Source organism: Azotobacter vinelandii CA, assembly GCF_000380335.1.
GTDB classification, from domain to species: Bacteria; Pseudomonadota; Gammaproteobacteria; order Pseudomonadales; family Pseudomonadaceae; genus Azotobacter; species Azotobacter vinelandii.
Genome location: NC_021149.1, coordinates 398,868 through 415,657, shown reverse-complemented (window position 1 = coordinate 415,657; position 16,790 = coordinate 398,868). Strand labels below are relative to the sequence as shown.

Annotated in this window: 16 protein-coding genes and 1 tRNA gene; 8 read left to right on the top strand and 9 right to left on the bottom strand. The window is 65.8% G+C overall.

What is annotated here, in order from left to right; all coding sequences use genetic code 11:
• Position 1 precedes the first annotated feature (1 nt).
• The 6 genes from AVCA_RS02025 to AVCA_RS02000 all read right to left on the bottom strand — a co-directional run bounded on the left by AVCA_RS02025 (position 2) and on the right by AVCA_RS02000 (position 9,092).
• Positions 2–460 carry a cyclic nucleotide-binding domain-containing protein gene (locus AVCA_RS02025; RefSeq protein ID WP_012699121.1) on the bottom strand — a complete coding sequence of 153 codons (459 nt, stop codon included), beginning with the start codon at positions 458–460 and terminating at the stop codon, positions 2–4.
• Positions 453–1,601: a 4Fe-4S dicluster domain-containing protein gene (locus AVCA_RS02020; RefSeq protein ID WP_012699120.1), complete on the bottom strand. Its 1,149-nt coding sequence runs from the start codon at positions 1,599–1,601 to the stop codon at positions 453–455. Before AVCA_RS02020 ends, AVCA_RS02025 begins: the two co-directional genes overlap by 8 nt.
• A 50-nt stretch (positions 1,602–1,651) precedes the next feature.
• Positions 1,652–2,182 (bottom strand): DUF3617 domain-containing protein, encoded by a 531-nt coding sequence (locus AVCA_RS02015; protein ID WP_012699119.1) that lies wholly within the window; start codon positions 2,180–2,182, stop codon positions 1,652–1,654.
• A 31-nt stretch (positions 2,183–2,213) separates the two neighbouring features.
• Complete coding sequence (locus AVCA_RS02010; RefSeq protein WP_012699118.1) at positions 2,214–3,128, bottom strand: transglutaminase family protein; 915 nt, start codon at positions 3,126–3,128, stop codon at positions 2,214–2,216.
• Complete coding sequence (locus AVCA_RS02005; protein WP_012699117.1) at positions 3,125–5,620, bottom strand: circularly permuted type 2 ATP-grasp protein; 2,496 nt, start codon at positions 5,618–5,620, stop codon at positions 3,125–3,127. Before AVCA_RS02005 ends, AVCA_RS02010 begins: the two co-directional genes overlap by 4 nt.
• 115 nt (positions 5,621–5,735) lie before the next feature.
• A complete protein-coding gene (locus AVCA_RS02000) occupies positions 5,736–9,092 on the bottom strand; it encodes a transglutaminase family protein (RefSeq protein WP_012699116.1) in 3,357 nt (1,118 codons plus the stop codon).
• A 312-nt stretch (positions 9,093–9,404) separates the two neighbouring features.
• On the opposite strand from AVCA_RS02000, the gene AVCA_RS01995 reads away from it, so the two are divergent.
• The 7 genes from AVCA_RS01995 to AVCA_RS26635 all read left to right on the top strand — a co-directional run bounded on the left by AVCA_RS01995 (position 9,405) and on the right by AVCA_RS26635 (position 13,020).
• Positions 9,405–10,640 carry a methyltransferase gene (locus AVCA_RS01995; protein WP_012699114.1) on the top strand — a complete coding sequence of 412 codons (1,236 nt, stop codon included), beginning with the start codon at positions 9,405–9,407 and terminating at the stop codon, positions 10,638–10,640.
• Between the two features lie 265 nt (positions 10,641–10,905).
• Positions 10,906–10,981, top strand: a tRNA-Thr gene (locus tag AVCA_RS01990).
• 150 nt (positions 10,982–11,131) lie between these two features.
• Entirely contained in the window at positions 11,132–11,686 is a 555-nt protein-coding gene (locus AVCA_RS01985) for a tyrosine-type recombinase/integrase (RefSeq protein WP_307189414.1), read from the top strand.
• Positions 11,584–11,931, top strand: a complete 348-nt coding sequence (locus AVCA_RS27200; RefSeq protein ID WP_373878212.1) for a phage integrase central domain-containing protein — start codon at positions 11,584–11,586, stop codon at positions 11,929–11,931. The genes AVCA_RS01985 and AVCA_RS27200 overlap by 103 nt, the downstream gene beginning before the upstream one ends.
• A 127-nt stretch (positions 11,932–12,058) precedes the next feature.
• Positions 12,059–12,367 carry a helix-turn-helix domain-containing protein gene (locus AVCA_RS01980; protein WP_012699112.1) on the top strand — a complete coding sequence of 103 codons (309 nt, stop codon included), beginning with the start codon at positions 12,059–12,061 and terminating at the stop codon, positions 12,365–12,367.
• Entirely contained in the window at positions 12,364–12,675 is a 312-nt protein-coding gene (locus AVCA_RS26640; protein WP_012699111.1) for a Rha family transcriptional regulator, read from the top strand. Before AVCA_RS01980 ends, AVCA_RS26640 begins: the two co-directional genes overlap by 4 nt.
• 138 nt (positions 12,676–12,813) lie before the next feature.
• A complete protein-coding gene (locus AVCA_RS26635) occupies positions 12,814–13,020 on the top strand; it encodes a hypothetical protein (RefSeq protein WP_012699110.1) in 207 nt (68 codons plus the stop codon).
• 126 nt (positions 13,021–13,146) lie between these two features.
• Here AVCA_RS26635 and AVCA_RS01965 read toward each other — a convergent pair whose 3' ends face one another.
• On the bottom strand, positions 13,147–13,431 hold the full coding sequence (locus AVCA_RS01965; protein WP_012699109.1) for a helix-turn-helix domain-containing protein: 285 nt from the start codon (positions 13,429–13,431) through the stop codon (positions 13,147–13,149).
• Positions 13,424–13,738, bottom strand: a complete 315-nt coding sequence (locus AVCA_RS01960; protein WP_012699108.1) for a hypothetical protein — start codon at positions 13,736–13,738, stop codon at positions 13,424–13,426. Before AVCA_RS01960 ends, AVCA_RS01965 begins: the two co-directional genes overlap by 8 nt.
• A gap of 18 nt (positions 13,739–13,756) precedes the next feature.
• Here AVCA_RS01960 and AVCA_RS01955 point away from each other — a divergent pair, with 18 nt between their 5' ends.
• Positions 13,757–13,987, top strand: a complete 231-nt coding sequence (locus tag AVCA_RS01955) for a hypothetical protein (RefSeq protein WP_012699107.1) — start codon at positions 13,757–13,759, stop codon at positions 13,985–13,987.
• A 1,922-nt stretch (positions 13,988–15,909) separates the two neighbouring features.
• On the opposite strand, the gene AVCA_RS26630 is transcribed toward AVCA_RS01955, so the two are convergent.
• Positions 15,910–16,653 carry a C80 family cysteine peptidase gene (locus AVCA_RS26630; protein ID WP_231876242.1) on the bottom strand — a complete coding sequence of 248 codons (744 nt, stop codon included), beginning with the start codon at positions 16,651–16,653 and terminating at the stop codon, positions 15,910–15,912.
• Positions 16,654–16,790: the final 137 nt, after the last annotated feature.

Here is a 16,790-nt window from a genome sequence, read left to right as displayed (position 1 = left end):
CTCAATGCTTTCCATAGACATCGAGCAGTTGCAGGCGGGTGGCCTGCAGCCGCTCGACCAGGATCGGCAGGAAGCGCTTCATCATCTCGTAGCCGAGATGGTGGTCCGCCTCGCATTTGCCACGCAGGCAGGCGGCGTCGATGCCGATCGCCCGGGTCGGCTCCACCGCGCGGGCGGCGAGGCGCCAGCGGTATGGCGGCAGCAGCCAGGACGCACCGACGATCTCGCCCGCGCCGAGGGTGGCGAAGACCACCGGCGGCCGTCCCGGCTCGACCAGTTCCAAGGCCACCTTGCCATGGCGGATGAGGAAGAACTCGTCGGCCGGATCGCCCTCGCGGAACAGGTACTGCCCGGCGGCGAAGCGCAGGTTGCGCGCGCAGCCGGCGACCAGCCGGCCGTGCCCGGCCTCGAATCCGGCGAAGAAGGGATGCCGGCCGAGGATTTCCTCGAGGCTATCCATGGTCCCCTCCCTGGATATGCGGTGTGGCGCGGATGGCCGCCGCCTCTTCGGTAATATCGATGCCCACCGGGCACCAGGTGATGCAGCGCCCGCAGCCGACGCAACCGGAACTGCCGAACTGGTCGAACCAGGTGGCCAGCTTGTGGGTCATCCACTGGCGGTAGCGGCCCTTGTCGGTCTGCCGCACGCTGCCGCCGTGGATGTAGGAGAAGTCCAGGGTGAAGCAGGAGTCCCACAGCCGCACCCGCTCGGCGGAGCCGCCCGACAGGTCGCTGTGATCCTCCAGCGTGGTGCAGAAGCAGGTCGGACAGACCATGGTGCAGTTGGCGCAGGCCAGGCAGCGTTCGGCGACCTCGTCCCAGCGCGGATGCTCCGGATTGCTCTCCAGGAGCTCCTGCAGGCCGGCGGTTTCCAGGCTGCGGCCCATGCGACCGGCAGTGCGTGCGACGACCGACGCGGCCGCGGCCCGGTCGGGCTCGGTGGCCGTTCGCCGAGGCAGGCCGGCCAGCAGTTCCTCGCCCGCCGCGCTGCCGACCTCGACCAGGAATTCGTGGCGGCTCGCGTCGAGCAGCTCGGTCAGCGCCAGATCGAAGGCACCCTCGGCCCTGGGCCCGGTGCCCATGGACACGCAGAAGCAGGTGTCGCCGGCCTCGGAGCAGTTCAGCGCAACGATGAAGGCGTCGCGCCGCCGGCGCTCGTAGGCGTCATCGCGGCAGTCGTCCGCGCAGAACACCCGGTCCTGGATGGCGATGGCCCTGAGATCGCAGGCACGCACACCGAGAAAGGCGTACCGGGGCGCCGTCTCGACGGCGCTGCTGAACAGCATGCCGTCCTCGCCCTGGCGCACCCGCCAGAGGGTTTCGACCGGCGGATGCAGGAAGCGCTTCCACGCCTGCGGCACGGCGGCGAAGCCGAACAGCGCCTGGTCGGCACGCCGCTCCAGGCGATACCGGCCGGGCGCCTGACGGTCGGTCCAGCCGGCCGGCAGGTCGGCCACCCCGGAAATCTCGTCGTAGACGATCGCCGCGTCGCGCACGACCGGTCCGCACACCCGGAAGCCGCGGGCGGCGAGGGCTTCGATCAGGGCCTGCAGGCCGTCGCGGTCGAGAACGGCGGCGGTCGCGGTCGGCAGAGCATCCATTTCTCCCGCCTCCTCGTGGTATCCGGGTCGGCGCCTTTCGCCCCGGCTGGCTAGCGTTTCTCCTGGCCGGGCTTGAGCCCGCCGCAGTCGCCGTCCACCCAGCGGGCATGGGACTCCATGTGGGTGACGCCCTTGCCGGTGGCGACGATGTTCACCACCGTGGTGAACTCGCGCTCGCTGACGAAGCGGGTCTCGCCCTCGCCCTGGGAGTCCGGGCAGTGGAAGCGGAACCGCCAGAGCTGGTCGCTGCGTTCGGTCACTTCCTGCTCGCAGCCGGGGCGGTCGTTCTGGAACGGCAACGCCTGGGCCCTGACCTGCTCCTCGCTCAGACAGGCGCGTACCCCCTTGTCGCCCATCTCGACGCCCTGCCGGGCCAGCATCTCCTCCATCGACTTGCGTTGCTCGGGCGGCAGCTTCTGCATCTGCGCCCGGATCTCCTGCATGTCGGGCAGCGGCTTGCCGCCCGCCACCACGCCCCTGGAGTCGAACTCCCAGAGACCGGGGAGAATGTCCAGCGCCTGCGCCGGCAGCGCGGACACCGCCAGGGCGGTCGTGAGCAACAAGAATAGCGGGGATTTCATGAAAGACTCCTGTTCGAAGGATGTGGCGGCTTCAAAGCGCGTGCCGCTCGGCCTCGGCCAGGGGCATGACGGTGACGCTCACCTCCGGATCGTGGCTGCCGCCGCCGAGAATCACCCCGCGCAGCGGCGAAACGTCGGCGAAGTCGCGGCCCCAGGCCAGGGTGATGTGTTCCAGGGCCGGGCGCATGTTGTTGGTCGGGTCGAAGTCGACCCAGCCCTGGCGCGGACAGTAGACCGAGATCCAGGCATGCGAGGCGTCGGCGCCGATCAGCCGCGGCTGGCCGGGCGGCGGCGTGGTCAGCAGGTAGCCGCTGACGTAGCGCGCCGCCAGGCCGCGCGAGCGCAGGCAGGCGAGCATCAGGTGGGCGAAGTCCTGGCAGACCCCGCGACGCTCCTCGAGCACCTGCGCCAGAGGCGTGGCCACCTGGGTGGCGGAGGCATCGAAGGTGAACTCCCCGAAGATCTTTTCCATCAGCGCCTGCACCGCCAGCAGCAGCGGCCGCCCGGCGACGAAGCAGTCGTCGGCGTAGGCGGCGAAGTTCTGTTCGAGCAGCACATAGGGCGAGTCGAAGCGAAAGCGCGCCGCCTCCAGTTGCTCGGCGCCCAGCGGCCGGCCGCTGTAGGCCAGGTCCAGGCAGACCCGTTCCCAGGCCGGCGAATCGTCCAGTTCGAAGGCCGGGCGCGGCAGCACCTCCACCTGCAGCCGGGCGCGCACCTCCAGTTCGTGGTGCGGGCACTCGAAGGCCAGGCGGGTCAGCGGGTTGCCGAAGGCGTCGAGGTCGTCGATCCGCCAGGTCGGCGGCGGGCCGATGTGCAGCTCGCGACTGCGGCAGCGCTGCCAGGGACAGTCGCGCGGCCACAGGTGGGCCAGTTGCTTGGCCAGGGAGACCGGCGCCGAGTAGCGATAGTGGGTGGCGTGGACGATGCGGTAATGGGCAGAGGTCATCGCGACTGGGTCCGTTGGCTGGCGTCGACGTGAACGAAGAAGCGCAGGCCGAGGTGGTCGGAAAGCCGTCCCGTCTCCGCGGCGACCTCGCACAGCAGATCGGCCAGTTCGTTCGGCGCGGCGGAATTGTCGAGGTGGGCGAAGGGGTTGAACTCCAGACGCCCGAGGTCGAAGGCGGCCAGGCGGTCGTGCAGGGCCTGCAGGTCCACTTCCAGGGCCATCCCGAAGCTCTCGCCGAGGCGGCGCAGCGAGCTGCGCAGCACGTGCAACTGGTAGAGCACGGCATGCGGGTTCTGTTCGTCGAGCAGGAGCAGGTCGAGCACCGGGATCAGTTGCGCGGTGGCCAGGTAGCGGGTGCGGTAGGTGATGCCGCTGTTGCCCAGTTCGAGCAGCCAGGCCAGCGCCGACTGGTCGTGCACGGCCTGGCCGCGCAGGAAGCCGGCGATGCTCTCGGCGAGAAACTGCAGGCGCTCGATACGGCAACCGATCAACAGGAACAGCCAGCCGTGGTCGCGGGTCATGTCGTCGAGGACGAAACCGGCGAGGGCCGCCATGGACACCAGTTGGCTGTCGAGGAAGTCGAGCAGTTCGCCCAGGTCCGCCTGTTCGTTCTCCAGGCACTGCGCCGCCCGCTGCAATTCCAGCAGGGCCTGCCAGTTCTGCTGGGACAGCTTGCCGCGCACGCTGGCCGCGGCCATGTGCAGGTAGTGTAGGTTGTTACGCAGGCTGGACGGCCAGTCCTTGCCCAGCACGGCCCGGCGCAGCCGGCTTTCCAGGTCGCAGTCGCAGGTGGGCGGAGGCAGCAGGCCGAGGCCCTCGGCAACGGCCAGCGCGGCCTGCTGGGCCTGCGGATCGTTGCCGTTGTCGACGTAGCCGGCCAGCATGATGCGCAACAGGCGTGCGCCTTCCTCGCAGCGTTCGCTGTAGCGGCCGAACCAGTAGAGGTTCTCCACCACCCGCGACGGCAGGTAGGGGTCGCTGCGCACGATGTCGCCCACCCCCAGCGGACGCACCCATTGCCAGGGCTCGCTGGCGGCGTGACGTCCGCCGAGCACCCAGGTGTCCTTGCTCGCGCCGCCGCGCTGCATCGACAGCATCTCGGCATTGGCATGCGCGGCGACCCGGGTCAGGCCGCCGGGCATCACCCGGTAGCCGTCGGCGCTGGCCACGGCGAACACCCGCATGCCGATCGGCCGCGCCTCCAGCTTGCCGTGCTCGCCCTGCCAGACCGGCGCCCGCGACAACTGCGGGCGCTCCAGGCCGACATAGGCGTAGGGCCGCTGGCGCAGGCGCTCGGCCAGAGCCGCGCGCTGCCTGGCGTCCAGCTCGGGCCCGAACAGCGGATTGAAGTGGCGCGACGGATAGGCCGAGCGGATCAGCAGTTGCGGCAGCTTCTTCATCACTTCCTGCAGCACCGGCGGCTCGCCGCACCACCAACTGGCGATGGACGGCAACAGCAGTTCCTCGTCGAACAGCGCGCGGCTGATCGCCGGCAGGAAGCCCGGCAGCCCGGGAGACTCCAGCACGCCGCTGCCGAGGGCGTTGGCCACCAGCACCCGGCCGGCGCGGACCGCCTCGAGCAGGCCGGGCACGCCGAGGGCGGAGTCGGTGCGCAGTTCCAGCGGATCGCAGTAGTCGTCGTCGAGGCGGCGCAGCAGGGCGTGGACCCGCTTCAGGCCGCCCAGGGTCTTCAGGTAGACGGTGGCGTCGCGCACCGTCAGGTCGCTGCCCTCGACCAGCGGATAGCCCAGGTGGCGGGCCAGGTAGAGGTGCTCGAAATAACTCTCGTTGAAGCGCCCCGGGGTCAGCAGCACCACCAGCGGCGTCTCGCCGCCGGTCGGCGCCTCGCGCGCCAGGGTCTCGCGCAGGGTATGGAAATAGCCGGCCACGTACTGCACGCGCAGGTCGCGGTACAGGTCGGGGAAGGCGCGCGAGACGAACTGGCGGTTCTCCAGCGCGTAGCCGGCGCCGGAGGGCGCCTGGGTGCGGTCGGCGGTGACCCACCAGCGGCCGTCCGGCGCCCGCGCCAGGTCCACCGCGTAGACATGCAGCCAGGTGCCGCCCGGCGGCTCGATGCCTTGGCAGGGCCAGAGGAAATTGCTGTGGCCGAACACCAGGTCGGTGGGCAGCAGGCCCTCGGCGAGCAGCCGCTGCGGACCGTAGATGTCGGCCAGCACCGCGTTCAGCAGGGTCGCGCGCTGCGCCACGCCCTCGGCGAGCTGCCGCCACTCCTCGGCGGGAATGATGTTGGGCAGCAGGTCCAGCTCCCAGGGCCGGTCGGCACCGTCGGGATCGGCGTAGACGTTGTAGGTCACCCCGTTTTCCTGGATCTGCCGGGTCAGCAGGGCCTGGCGCTGGCGCAGTTGCGCCGGCGTGCAGCGGCGCAGGAGATCGAACATCGCGCGCCAGTGCGGACGAACCCTGCCGCTGGCGTCGAAGACTTCGTGGTAGGTCGCGCCGTCGCGCGGATGGTTGGCAAACAGATCGGACATGGGTGACTCGGAATCAGGGGATTGCGCCTTGCGCCTCCTCCCCGGCGGACGGCGCCGGGAAGGAAATCCGCGCGGATCGGTCCCTCCGGGCCGTCCTGCCCGGACGGGAGGACGCTCAGCAGCGGCGCAGGTCCAGGGTCATCGGCATCTCCCTGTTCTCGACCGGCTCGGCGGGCACCAGTTTGCCCGGTGTGTGGCCGATACGGAAGAAGCGCGACAGACGGCGGCTTTCCGCTTCGTAGGCGTTGACCGGCAGGGTCTCGTAGCTGAGCCCGCCCGGATGGCTGACATGGTACTGGCAACCGCCTAGGGAACGCTGCATCCAGGTATCCACCAAGTCGAACACCAGCGGCGCGTGCACGCCGATGGTCGGGTGCAGGCTGGAAGCCGGCTGCCAGGCGCGATAGCGCACGCCGCCGACGAACTCGCCGACCGTGCCGGTCGGGCGCAGCGGCACCGGCTGGCCGTTGCAGGTCAACACGTAGCGGTCCTGGGCCATGCCGCTCACGCTCACCTGCAGGCGCTCCAGGGAAGAGTCCACGTAGCGCGCGGTGCCGCCGACGGCGCCTTCCTCGCCCATCACATGCCAGGGCTCCAGCGCCTGACGCAGCTCCAGCGCCATGCCCTGCACGGCGAAGTCGCCGAGTTTCGGGAAGCGGAACTCGAAATGCGGGGCGAACCACTCCGGCCGCAACGGATAGCCGTGCCGGTCCATCTCGTAGAGCACGTCGTGGAAGTCCTGGGCGACGAAGTGCGGCAGCATGAAGCGGTCGTGCAGTTCGGTGCCCCAGCGCACCAGGCGCTGCGGCCGGTACGGCTCGTCCCAGAAGCGCGCGATCAAGGAGCGCAGCAGCACCTGCTGGGCCAGGCTCATCTGCGCGTGCGGCGGCATCTCGAAGGCGCGGAATTCGAGCAGGCCGAGGCGGCCGCTGGCGCTGTCCGGCGAATACAGCTTGTCGATGCAGAACTCGGCGCGGTGGGTGTTGCCGGTGATATCCACCAAGAGGTTGCGCAGCAGACGGTCGACCAGCCACGGCGGGCAGTCGGTGCCCGGCTCGGGCATCTGCCGGAAGGCGATCTCCAGTTCGTAGAGCGAGTCGTTGCGCGCCTCGTCCACCCGCGGCGCCTGCGAGGTCGGGCCGATGAACAGGCCGGAGAACAGGTAGGACAGCGACGGGTGGTTGTGCCAGTAGCCGATCAGGCTGCGCAACAGATCCGGCCGGCGCAGGAACGGCGAGTCGGCCGGGGTCGCGCCGCCGAGGACGAAGTGGTTGCCGCCGCCGGTGCCGACGTGGCGGCCATCGATCATGAACTTCTCGCTGGTCAGTCGCGACTGGCGCGCCGCCTCGTAGAGGAACTCGGTGCGCTCGACCAGTTCGTCCCAGTTCTCCGCCGGGTGGATGTTCACCTCGATCACGCCCGGATCGGGGGTGACGCGGAAATGCCGCAGGCGCGGGTCGGCCGGCGGCTCGTAGCCCTCCAGCAGCACCGGGCAGTCCAGCTCGCGGGACGTGGTCTCGATGGCCGCGACCAGCTCCAAATAGTCCTCCAGCCGCTCCAGCGGCGGCATGAAGAGGTACAGACGGCCGTTGCGCGGCTCGACGCAGAGCGCGGTGCGGACGATGCCGGCGGCCGACTCGAAGGGCGCCGGCGCCGTCGCCTGGCGCAAGCCTTCGCCCGTAGCGCCGAGGCTCCGCGGGGAAGCGCCGGAGCCCGGCCCTTCGCCCGTCGCGGCCGGCCGGGCGGGCGGCGTGCCGCGCAGTTGCCGGAGGATCTGCTGACGGCTCGGCAACGGCGGGAAGGACTGGTTGGGATCCGGCGCATGCACGTAGGGCTGATCCATGTCGCGGGCCCAGGGCAGCGAATCCAGCGGCAGGCGCCAGCCCAGGGGCGAATCGCCGGGGGTCAGCCGGCAGTATTCGTCGCGCAGGAACCAGGCGCCGGTCAGCCAGTGGCTGCCGTCGAGGCTGCGCATCAGCGGCAGGACGTGTCCGACCGCATGCTCCAGGCCCTGCCGGAAGACCCGGCGCAGACGCTCGCGCTCCAGTGGATCGGCCAGCCGCGCGTCCTCGGGGGTGACGTTCTCCGGCAGGCGACGTTCGCGCCAGAGGTAGTACAGCCAGTCCTCGTAGGCCGGGAAGAAATGCTCGCCGGAAATTCCGAGATAGCCGCAGAGGATGTCGAGGAAGCGCGCGCCCAACTGCGCGTCGGCCCCGTAGTGACGGGTCTCGTCGGCATACAGCGCCGGGTCCTGCCAGACCGGCTCGCCGTCCTTGCGCCAGAAGCAATTGAGCGACCAGCGCGGCAGTTGCTCGCCCGGATACCACTTGCCCTGGCCGAAGTGCGCCAGGCCCTGCGGCGCGTAATGCGCGCGCAGGCGATGGAACAGGTCGGCGGCCAGGCGGCGCTTGTTCGGCCCCATGGCCTCGGTGTTCCACTCGGGGTCGTCCGGGTAGTCGAGGGCGATGAAGGTCGGCTCGCCGCCCATGGTCAGGCGCACGTCGCCGCGCAGCAGGTCGGCGTCGACCCGGTGGCCGAGGTCGAGGATCGCCCGCCACTGTTCCTCGCTGTAGGGCCGGGTGACCCGCGGCGCCTCCCAGATACGCTCGATGCGCATGTCGTGGGAGAACTCGCATTCGCAGTCGTCGACCAGCCCGCTGATCGGCGCCGCCGAGGACGGCTCGGGGCTGCACGCCAGCGGGATGTGCCCCTCGCCGGCGAACAGCCCGGAGGTCGGGTCGAGGCCGATCCAGCCGGCGCCCGGCAGGTACACCTCGCACCAGGCGTGCAGGTCGGTGAAGTCCACCTCGGCGCCGCCGGGACCGTCGAGCGACTTCACGTCGGGCTTGAGCTGGATCAGGTAGCCGGAAACGAAGCGCGCCGCCAGGCCCAGGTGGCGCAGCAGTTGCACCAGCAGCCAGGCCGAGTCGCGGCAGGAGCCGGAGGCCTTCTCCAGGGTCTCCTCGGGGCTCTGCACGCCGGGCTCCAGGCGGATCAGGTAGCGCACGTCGCGCGCCACGCGCTGGTTCAGGTCGACCAGGAAATCGACGCTGCGGGTCGGCTTCCGCTCGATGCCGGCCAGATAGCGGGCGAACAGCGGCGTCGCCGGCAGCGTCACCCGGTAGGGCGCCAGCTCGCGCCGCTCGCCCTCGGTGTAATCGAAGGGAATGGTTTCGGCGTAGGGCTCGAGGAAGAAGTCAAAGGGGTTGAACACCGCCATCTCGGCGACCAGGTCGACCTCGACCTTCAGCTCGCGGGTCTTCTCCAGGAACACCAGACGCGCCAGGTAATTGCCCTGCGGGTCCTGCTGCCAGTTGATGAAATGCTCGCCCGGCGCCACCTTCAGCGCATACGAAAGGATGCGGGTGCGGCTATGCGGTGCCGGACGCAGCCGGACGATCTGCGGCCCCACGTTGACCAGCCGGTCGTAACGATAGTGGGTGACATGGTGCAAAGCGACATGGATCGACAAGGCGGGCCTCCTGCGTGGCCAGAGCGATGACAGTGCGGAAGATGTTAGCAACTAACATACCTACATCTTTATGTCAGCGCAGGGGACTTTACGCCCCCGTTTTGGATCTGCGAACGGCGAGGCGAAGCCTCATGCGAGCCAAAAGCGTGCATGGCTCCGCCTTCTGCCCGCCTGCCGGGAAACCGGCCGAATTCTAGCAGGCACCCCGCACCCCGCATCGGCGTCCCGACAAAGCCGCCCGCCTCCCGTGCCGTCCGCCGCAATCGTCCCGCTATAATCGCCGCCGCCCCAGCCGAACCACACCCACGAACCATGCCAGTTCCCCTTCCCCTCAGCGGCCCGCGACTGCTCGAGCGCTTCCGCGCCCTCGACGACTTCCTGCTCGAACATCAGGCGTTCTGGCGGCCACGGCCGTTCAACCTGCCGCGACTGCCCTGGGAAGAACGGCATCCCGAACTGGCCGCTTGGCTGCGCCGACGCTCTCTGGAAGACGCCGAGGCCGCCCACAACCATCCCGAGCGCCTGGATGCGCCCGCACCCTTCGCCATGCTGGCCGCCGCCTCGCTCGCCCTCGGCGAGACCGGCGAGTTGCCCGCCACGGCCGAGGATGCGGCCCCGGAGCGCTTCGCGGTCGACGTGCCGGGGCGCAAATGGCAGCAGATCCGCCACTTCGCCAGCCGCCTGCGGTTCGCCAGCCAGCCCCGCCACTGGCTCGACTGGTGCGCCGGCAAGGGCCACCTCGGCCGCGCCCTGGCCCACGACGGCACGCCCCTGACCTGCCTGGAACACGACGTCGAACTGGTCGCATCCGGCCAGGCGCTCAGCGACCGCCTGGAACTGGCGGCCCGGCACCGGCTGCAGGACGTGCTCGCCGACGATGCCGCCGCCCGGCTCGACGCCAGCCACACCCCGGTGGCGCTGCATGCCTGTGGCGAACTCCACACGCGCCTGCTGCAACTGGCCAGCGCCGTCGGCTGCCGGCAACTGGCGGTGGCGCCCTGCTGCTACAACCGTATCGACAGCGCCGATTACCGGCCGCTGTCCGATGCCGCCCGCGCCTCGCGGCTGCAACTGTCCCGCGACGACCTGCGCCTGCCGCTCAGCGAAACCGTCACCGCCAGCGCCAGGGCCCGGCGCCAGCGCGATCAGTCGATGGCCCGCCGCCTGGCCTTCGACCTGCTGCAGCGGGAATTGCGCGGCGTCGACGCCTACCTGCCGACCCCCTCGCTGCCCGTCGCCTGGCTGCAGAAAGACTTCGCCGACTACTGCCGCGACCTCGCCGCCCTCAAGGACCTCCCCGTTCCCGCGGCGCGCGACTGGCAGGCCCTGGAAGCCCGTGGCTGGCAGCGCCTGGCCGAAGTGCGCAACCTCGAACTGCCGCGCGCCCTGTTCCGCCGCCCTCTGGAACTCTGGCTGCTGCTCGACCGCGCCCTCTACCTGGAGGAACAGGGCTACCAGGTCCGCCTGGGCCGCTTCTGCCCCACCCAACTGACCCCGCGCAACCACCTGCTGCTGGCCGAACGGGTTACCCACATTACCTGTGGATAACTATGTTGATGATTTCCGGAAAACCCCACCCGAAGCCCACCGATAGTGCCATCCGGATCGCTGCGCGCTTTTCGACCTAAAGATGAAAAACCAATAAAAACAAGCGTTTGCAAAAGCGACCAAAAGTCGCACGATATGGCGGGCCAAGAGACTTGCCAAGCCCCGCCGATGTGAATAAACGCAACGGCAAAGCCCATCGACCCCGCACGGACGCAGCCAATCATTTACTCGGCAAATCAAAAGGCTATAATGGCCGCCCTTCCCCGCCGGTATAGCTCAGCAGGTAGAGCAACTGACTTGTAATCAGTAGGTCCCGGGTTCGATTCCTGGTGCCGGCACCAAGACTATGATTTCCAGTGTCTCCACATAACTCTGAAATCAACGCCAGACCCCGCCTAGAGCGGGGTTTGTTGTTTCTGGATGCGCACGAGTGCATCTGTACAGCTCCATCGTTTAGGGATACGCCGGTTCGATTTGGAAACGTACCCCCTATGGCGCGCACCGTTACCCCGCTGACAGACCCCAAATGCGAGGCTGCCAGGCCCCGAGACAAGGATTACAAGCTGTTCGATGGGCAGGGGCTTTACCTGCTGGTAAAGCCGCCCGGGGTGAAAACCTGGCGCTTGAAGTTCACCCGTCCCGATGGACGGGAAGGGCTGGCCACCTTCAGCAATTACCCGGCGCTTGGCCTGAAAGCCGCCCGCGAACGTCGCGCTGAAGCCCTGGAGTTGCTGACCTGCGGGCAAGACCCCACCGAGGCTGCCAAGGTCGCCAAGCTGGAAGCGGCGAACGCCCGCACCAACACATTCGAGGCGCTGGCGCGGGAATGGCACGCGGCCTGCTCCCGCAAGTGGTCGCCCGGCCATGCGGAAACCGTGCTGCGCCGCATGGAGCTTCACCTGTTCCCGACGCTTGGCGCTCGCCCCGTGGCCGACCTGAAAGCCTGCGACCTGCAGGGCCGCTCAAGGCCGCCGAGAAGCGCGATACCCTGGAGCTTGCCAGCCGCCTGCGCCAGCACATCACCGGCATCATGCGCGAGGCGGTAGAGGCCGGGCACATTGACAGCAATCCGGCCAACGACCTGCAAGGCGCGACAGCGACGGGGAAAGTCCAGCACCGCCCGGCGTTACCCCTGGAGCGCCTGCCCGAGCTGCCAGGGCGCATCGAGGCCGATGGCGGGCGCTCTCTCACCCACCTGGCCATACAGCTCATCCGGCCTGTCACAATTGCTGACCTTCGCCGAAGTGTTGCAGCCTGCTGCGCAAGTCGCGTTCCGGCGTCTACAAGCTGATGGCCAGCGACCCTACCTTTCCACGCAGCATCAAGGACGGCGAGGCCCGGTCGGCCCGTGCGTTCTTCGTGGCGCAGGAAGTTGCTGCTTGGCAACAATCGAAACTTGCCGCGAGGGATGCTGCCTGATGACGGACAAAAAGAAGGCCGACCAACAGGCCAGCCCCAAGAAATCGCATCGCCATGATACCAACGCCGATGCCCAGCGCGCTCGACTGCTGGCGTGTCTGCAAGCCGGCCCAGTGGACACGATCACCGCCCGGCGTGAGCTGAACATCATGATGCCGGCAGCCCGCGTGAAGGAGCTGCGTGAGCTGGGGCACGCGATCAAGACCCACCGCATCACCCTGACCGACGATCACGGACGCATCCACCGAGGCGTGGCGCTGTACTACATCGGCACCTTGCCGGAAGAACGCCAGGAGTCCGCCGCATGAGCAACGCCATTACCCTGATCCAGTTCAAGGGCGAAGCGCGGGTGGATAGCCGCCTGCTGGCCAAGCGGTTGGGCAACCAGCACAAGGCCATAATGGCCCTGATAGAGCGCTATATCGCCAAGTTCAAGCGCTTCGGGGCTCTTCCATTTCAAATGGAGAAACCCACCGCAGGCTCGGCAGGAGGCCGGCCGGAGCGCTATGCCCTGCTGAACGAGGACCAGAGCTACTACCTGCTGTCGCTGTCGCGGAATATCGAAATCGTGGTGGACCTGAAGGCTGACCTGATCGCTGCGACCGTTCCCGCGTGACGGACGCGCAGTACCTGCCGCTCCACCACGCTATGCACGACGAGGTAGCGGCCCTGGCCCGGCGCGCCAAGGAGTGCGGCAGCAACACGCCGGAGCGCATGTTTCACATCCAACGCCAACAAGGCTCTGAACACCGTCATGGGGATCGCCAGCGGCGAGCGCGACACGCTGACCATCGAGCAGTACCTGCTGCTGACGACGCTTCAGGCGGTCTGGCGAAACCATCTGCATACCAGCCTTGAGCGCGGCGACGATCACCACGAAGCATTCCGTAAGGCAAAGGCAGCAGTACTGGCCTACATGACAGGCGCAGGGGCTCTGCTGCTGGGAGGGCGTGCGGCATGACGACTTAACACCGGACATCGCGTCGAGGATCACGAGGAGTTCATCCTCGACCAGCTTCTGCTGCTGATCGTCAGCCATGCTGGCGCCAGCCCCCCCCGTAGGCGGCTCCGATCAACACGCAGGCAATCACACCACTTGCAGGTCGCGCAGCGCTTCGGGGTGTTTGACAGCTACGCGCAACAGGGTTTTGGCCGCCCCGGAAGGGGATCGCCGCCCTTGCTCCCAATCCTGCAAAGTTCGCAGGCTCACCCCCAGCAGCTCGGCGAACTCTGCCTGCGAAACGCCAACTTTGGCACGCGCCTCGGCTACGGGCGTGAGTTCCACTTTCGTGGCTCGCGCCGCCCTGCCGGCCTTCATCTGCCGGACGGATTCCAGCAGATCGGCCTGGAACTGCTCCATTTCCTTACCCATGTTCGATTGCCTCTTTCAGCTGATTCAGGAAGGCCACCGGCAGGTTGTCGAGCTTGGCCTTGGTATAGGCGATCAACAGCCAGATATGGCCATCGGCGAGCGCGTTGTAATAGATCACGCGCGTTCCGCCACGCTTGCCCATCCCGGCCCGCGACCAGCGCACCTTGCGCAACCCGCCGGTGCCGGGAATCACGTCGCCGGCCAGAGGATTGGCAGCCAGCCAGGTGATGAACGCCTCACGCTCACCATCGGCCCAAATAGCGCTCGCATAGCGCTGGAATACTCCGGTTTCGAAGACGGTATACATGGCGAGGATGATACGGCTATGCCGTACACGCGGCAAGCAAGCGATATTCCCACTGGCCTGAAACCGGGGGTGGCGCGCGCCAGCAACAGCACGCGCACCGTCGCCGATATCGCCGATGACGCACCGATTGCCGCGCTTTGTGGAGATGAACGCGTTCGCTGGCTGAGCGCCCTGATGACCGCCATTGGCCTCGATCTGGAGCACAACGAGGGCCGACGGGTGGAAAGCCTCGAGGAGGACCGCCCATGACCAACATCATCATCGTCGAGACGGGCGGCGGCGGCGGCGGCGGCGGCGGCGGCGGCGGCGGCGGCGGCGGCGGCGGCGGAAATGCTACGGCAGGTTGAAGGCCCACCTGGCGCGCGCTTCCGACTCACGGAGCAAACTTGCGAAAAGCCAGGAATGACGCAGCCTACAGCGATTCAGCAGCCGGCAGATGCCGGCCTAATCGAGCCTAAGATTCGCGGCTAAGCCAGACTAAGGTTCACTGCACTTTTCTGCACCGCAGCCACATGTTCACGATGGTCATTCCGGAATGGTGAGGCGGACTCCTGGCCAACCATGCCCTCAATATCCGTAAACCGAGTCCCGGATCTGGGCGAGAACGCCGAACTCGTAGGCGATGAAGAAGGCCGCCTGCTTGCCGCCGTCGATGCCCACAATATGCGATACCTGGCTGGACCGTACGCATCGCCATCGAGAGGCATGCGTTCTGGGATTACATATGCGCCAGGTCGATCCGAAGCGACGCATCGTGCACCTCGCGGAGACCAAGAATGGTATCTCCCGGACCGTGCCGCTATCGCTCGCAGTAACTGAGACGTTCCGAGCCGCCCTCGATCATCCAGTTCGCCCCAAGGACTGTTCGTTGATCTTTTTCGGGGAGCCAGGGAAAGATGATCAACGCCAGCCACAAGCGTTCGACAAGGCGAGACAAGCCCCCATATGACAGCTCCATGCTCGAAGAGAGCGCATCTTGATTTCGGCTCGAGTCGAAAACTATTGGTCATCTTATTCTGGTTAACTCTATTCATCATTGAAGCCTTATTCCCCTTTCGCCTCTCCTTATAACTCCCATATGAAAAGAGTGAGCATGAAGAAAATCATTATTACCAGAAATGCATTACAAACCCGGATTTCCAATCATTTAAAGTCATGCGGCTATGGTTTGCACCTCGATAAACGCAGGAAGGTTTACTACATCATCGAGGGTGAGCGAATCATCGACTCGTGTCTTACCTTGGAGGCCCTGGGACAATCGACTGGACTGCTTAGGCCCTTTGAGCAAGTGGAAAGTGAGCCGCTCAGGATAAAACTGACCAGAAGTCAGCACTAAGTTAGAACATTAGTCATATTTGACGTGGAATAGTCATAGGCTCAACCCTTGTAAGCCATAGCTTACAAAAAATCGAGAGCCCTCCCAATTTGCTCGAGGCGGCTACTCCGGTAGATTTACTTCCACCAAGGCGTCGAAGGATCGACGCCGGCCGACCAAGGATGGCGGCTAGGGACAGTCGCAGGATAGCGACTTCATCAGGATGATGGGCCCAAGGATGTGGCGAATGACGTTAAGCGGCGAGGCTAATCCCTCGCCGTTTTTGTTCGTGCTGAAGAAAGGTGCTTCAGCAACGCTTGGCAGCAGCTATTGTCCCCGAAGGGCAATATCCGAAGACACGATCTTACCCAGGCAACCGTGGGGCCGACCACATCGGGCAAACACCCCGCATCAGGGAAGTTGTCTGACTGACCGGCATTACCCGAGCTGTCCTTTCTACATACCTGGAAAGTCGGGCATGATCGCTGGCCAATCCGGAGCGGATGCTGCCTTTGTGCCCGCCTACGCAAGCCACCTGAAAAGCTCATTTACAGGCCTGCCCCAGCTTTTGGGGGCCAACCCCATGATAGGCCAACGTCCAATCCCTGGAAGGCCACATGGCAAGCAGCAGTCGATGGCTTGGCCCTGTTCACATCTGGTGCTGATCGGAGAGGATGCAGAACTCCAGAAGGTGCACAACCCGGAAATCGCACCTGACCGCACGCGCGGGCTTTCGTCTGAAACCGCTGCGCTCGGAACCCGAGCCGCACTGAAGACGAAAGCCCGCGCGAGGTCTACATCGAACGCAGTAGCCGGCCGGACCTGATCAGCGCACTTAAGCTCTTTACTGCATGGATTAATCCGGCAAGCCCCACGTGTGATCCTTACTGATCATGGGAATAAACTGCCAATCCGTCCTTTTCGTAACGGTCATATGTAGATTTATCCACTGATCGAACTCATGCTCGGCCTTGCGCACTACTTCAGAGTCATCACTCTCAACGGTGGCCTTCACTTTTTCCAGCTTGGTGCTTTGACGTCGATACTCATCAACATGCTCGGTTGGAATTATGCTGGGCTTTCCGTAAGGACTGGAGAGCGAAATGAGCCCCTTGGGCGCTTTTATCCAAACCGATGGAAAAGCTCCCGTCTTCTCCATAAAACTTATTTCGCTTGGCATGCAATTCCATTGCCACCATTTCATTATTTCATCATAGAATTGCTCGGCGTAGCTTGGGCCACTCAAGCGCACGCCGGCATTACAAGAGACCAAGACAATCCTTAAATCGCGCGTCAAGTCCAATCCCCGACTGATCAAGTGATTCAATAGCTCCTTCGGAGTCTTACCGGATAACGTATTGGCTTGCGACTCCCCATGACCAAGGATATAGAGTCGCTCTTCTGGCTGCAGCTTGGCGAGTGGTTCCCCCTCATCATGAACCAACATTCCCCGTGTCGGAGTTTGCAATCCAAAGCCATATTTCTGGCGAATTTCATATGGGTATTTTTTGGCGGAGAGCGTCTGGACGCCAATTTGCATGGTTATGTCTTTATCCAGACTACCATTCGGATTGGTTTTATCTGTAATAGCGATGATCATTCATTATCCTTAATAATTGAGTCCTACCTTTATTGATACCGATAATTTTGACATACCCCAGAGGCGAATTCAGCCCAGGCCTGAAGGAGTGACATCATCATGTCCATCAAGGCCTACCTCGACCAGAGCAATACCCT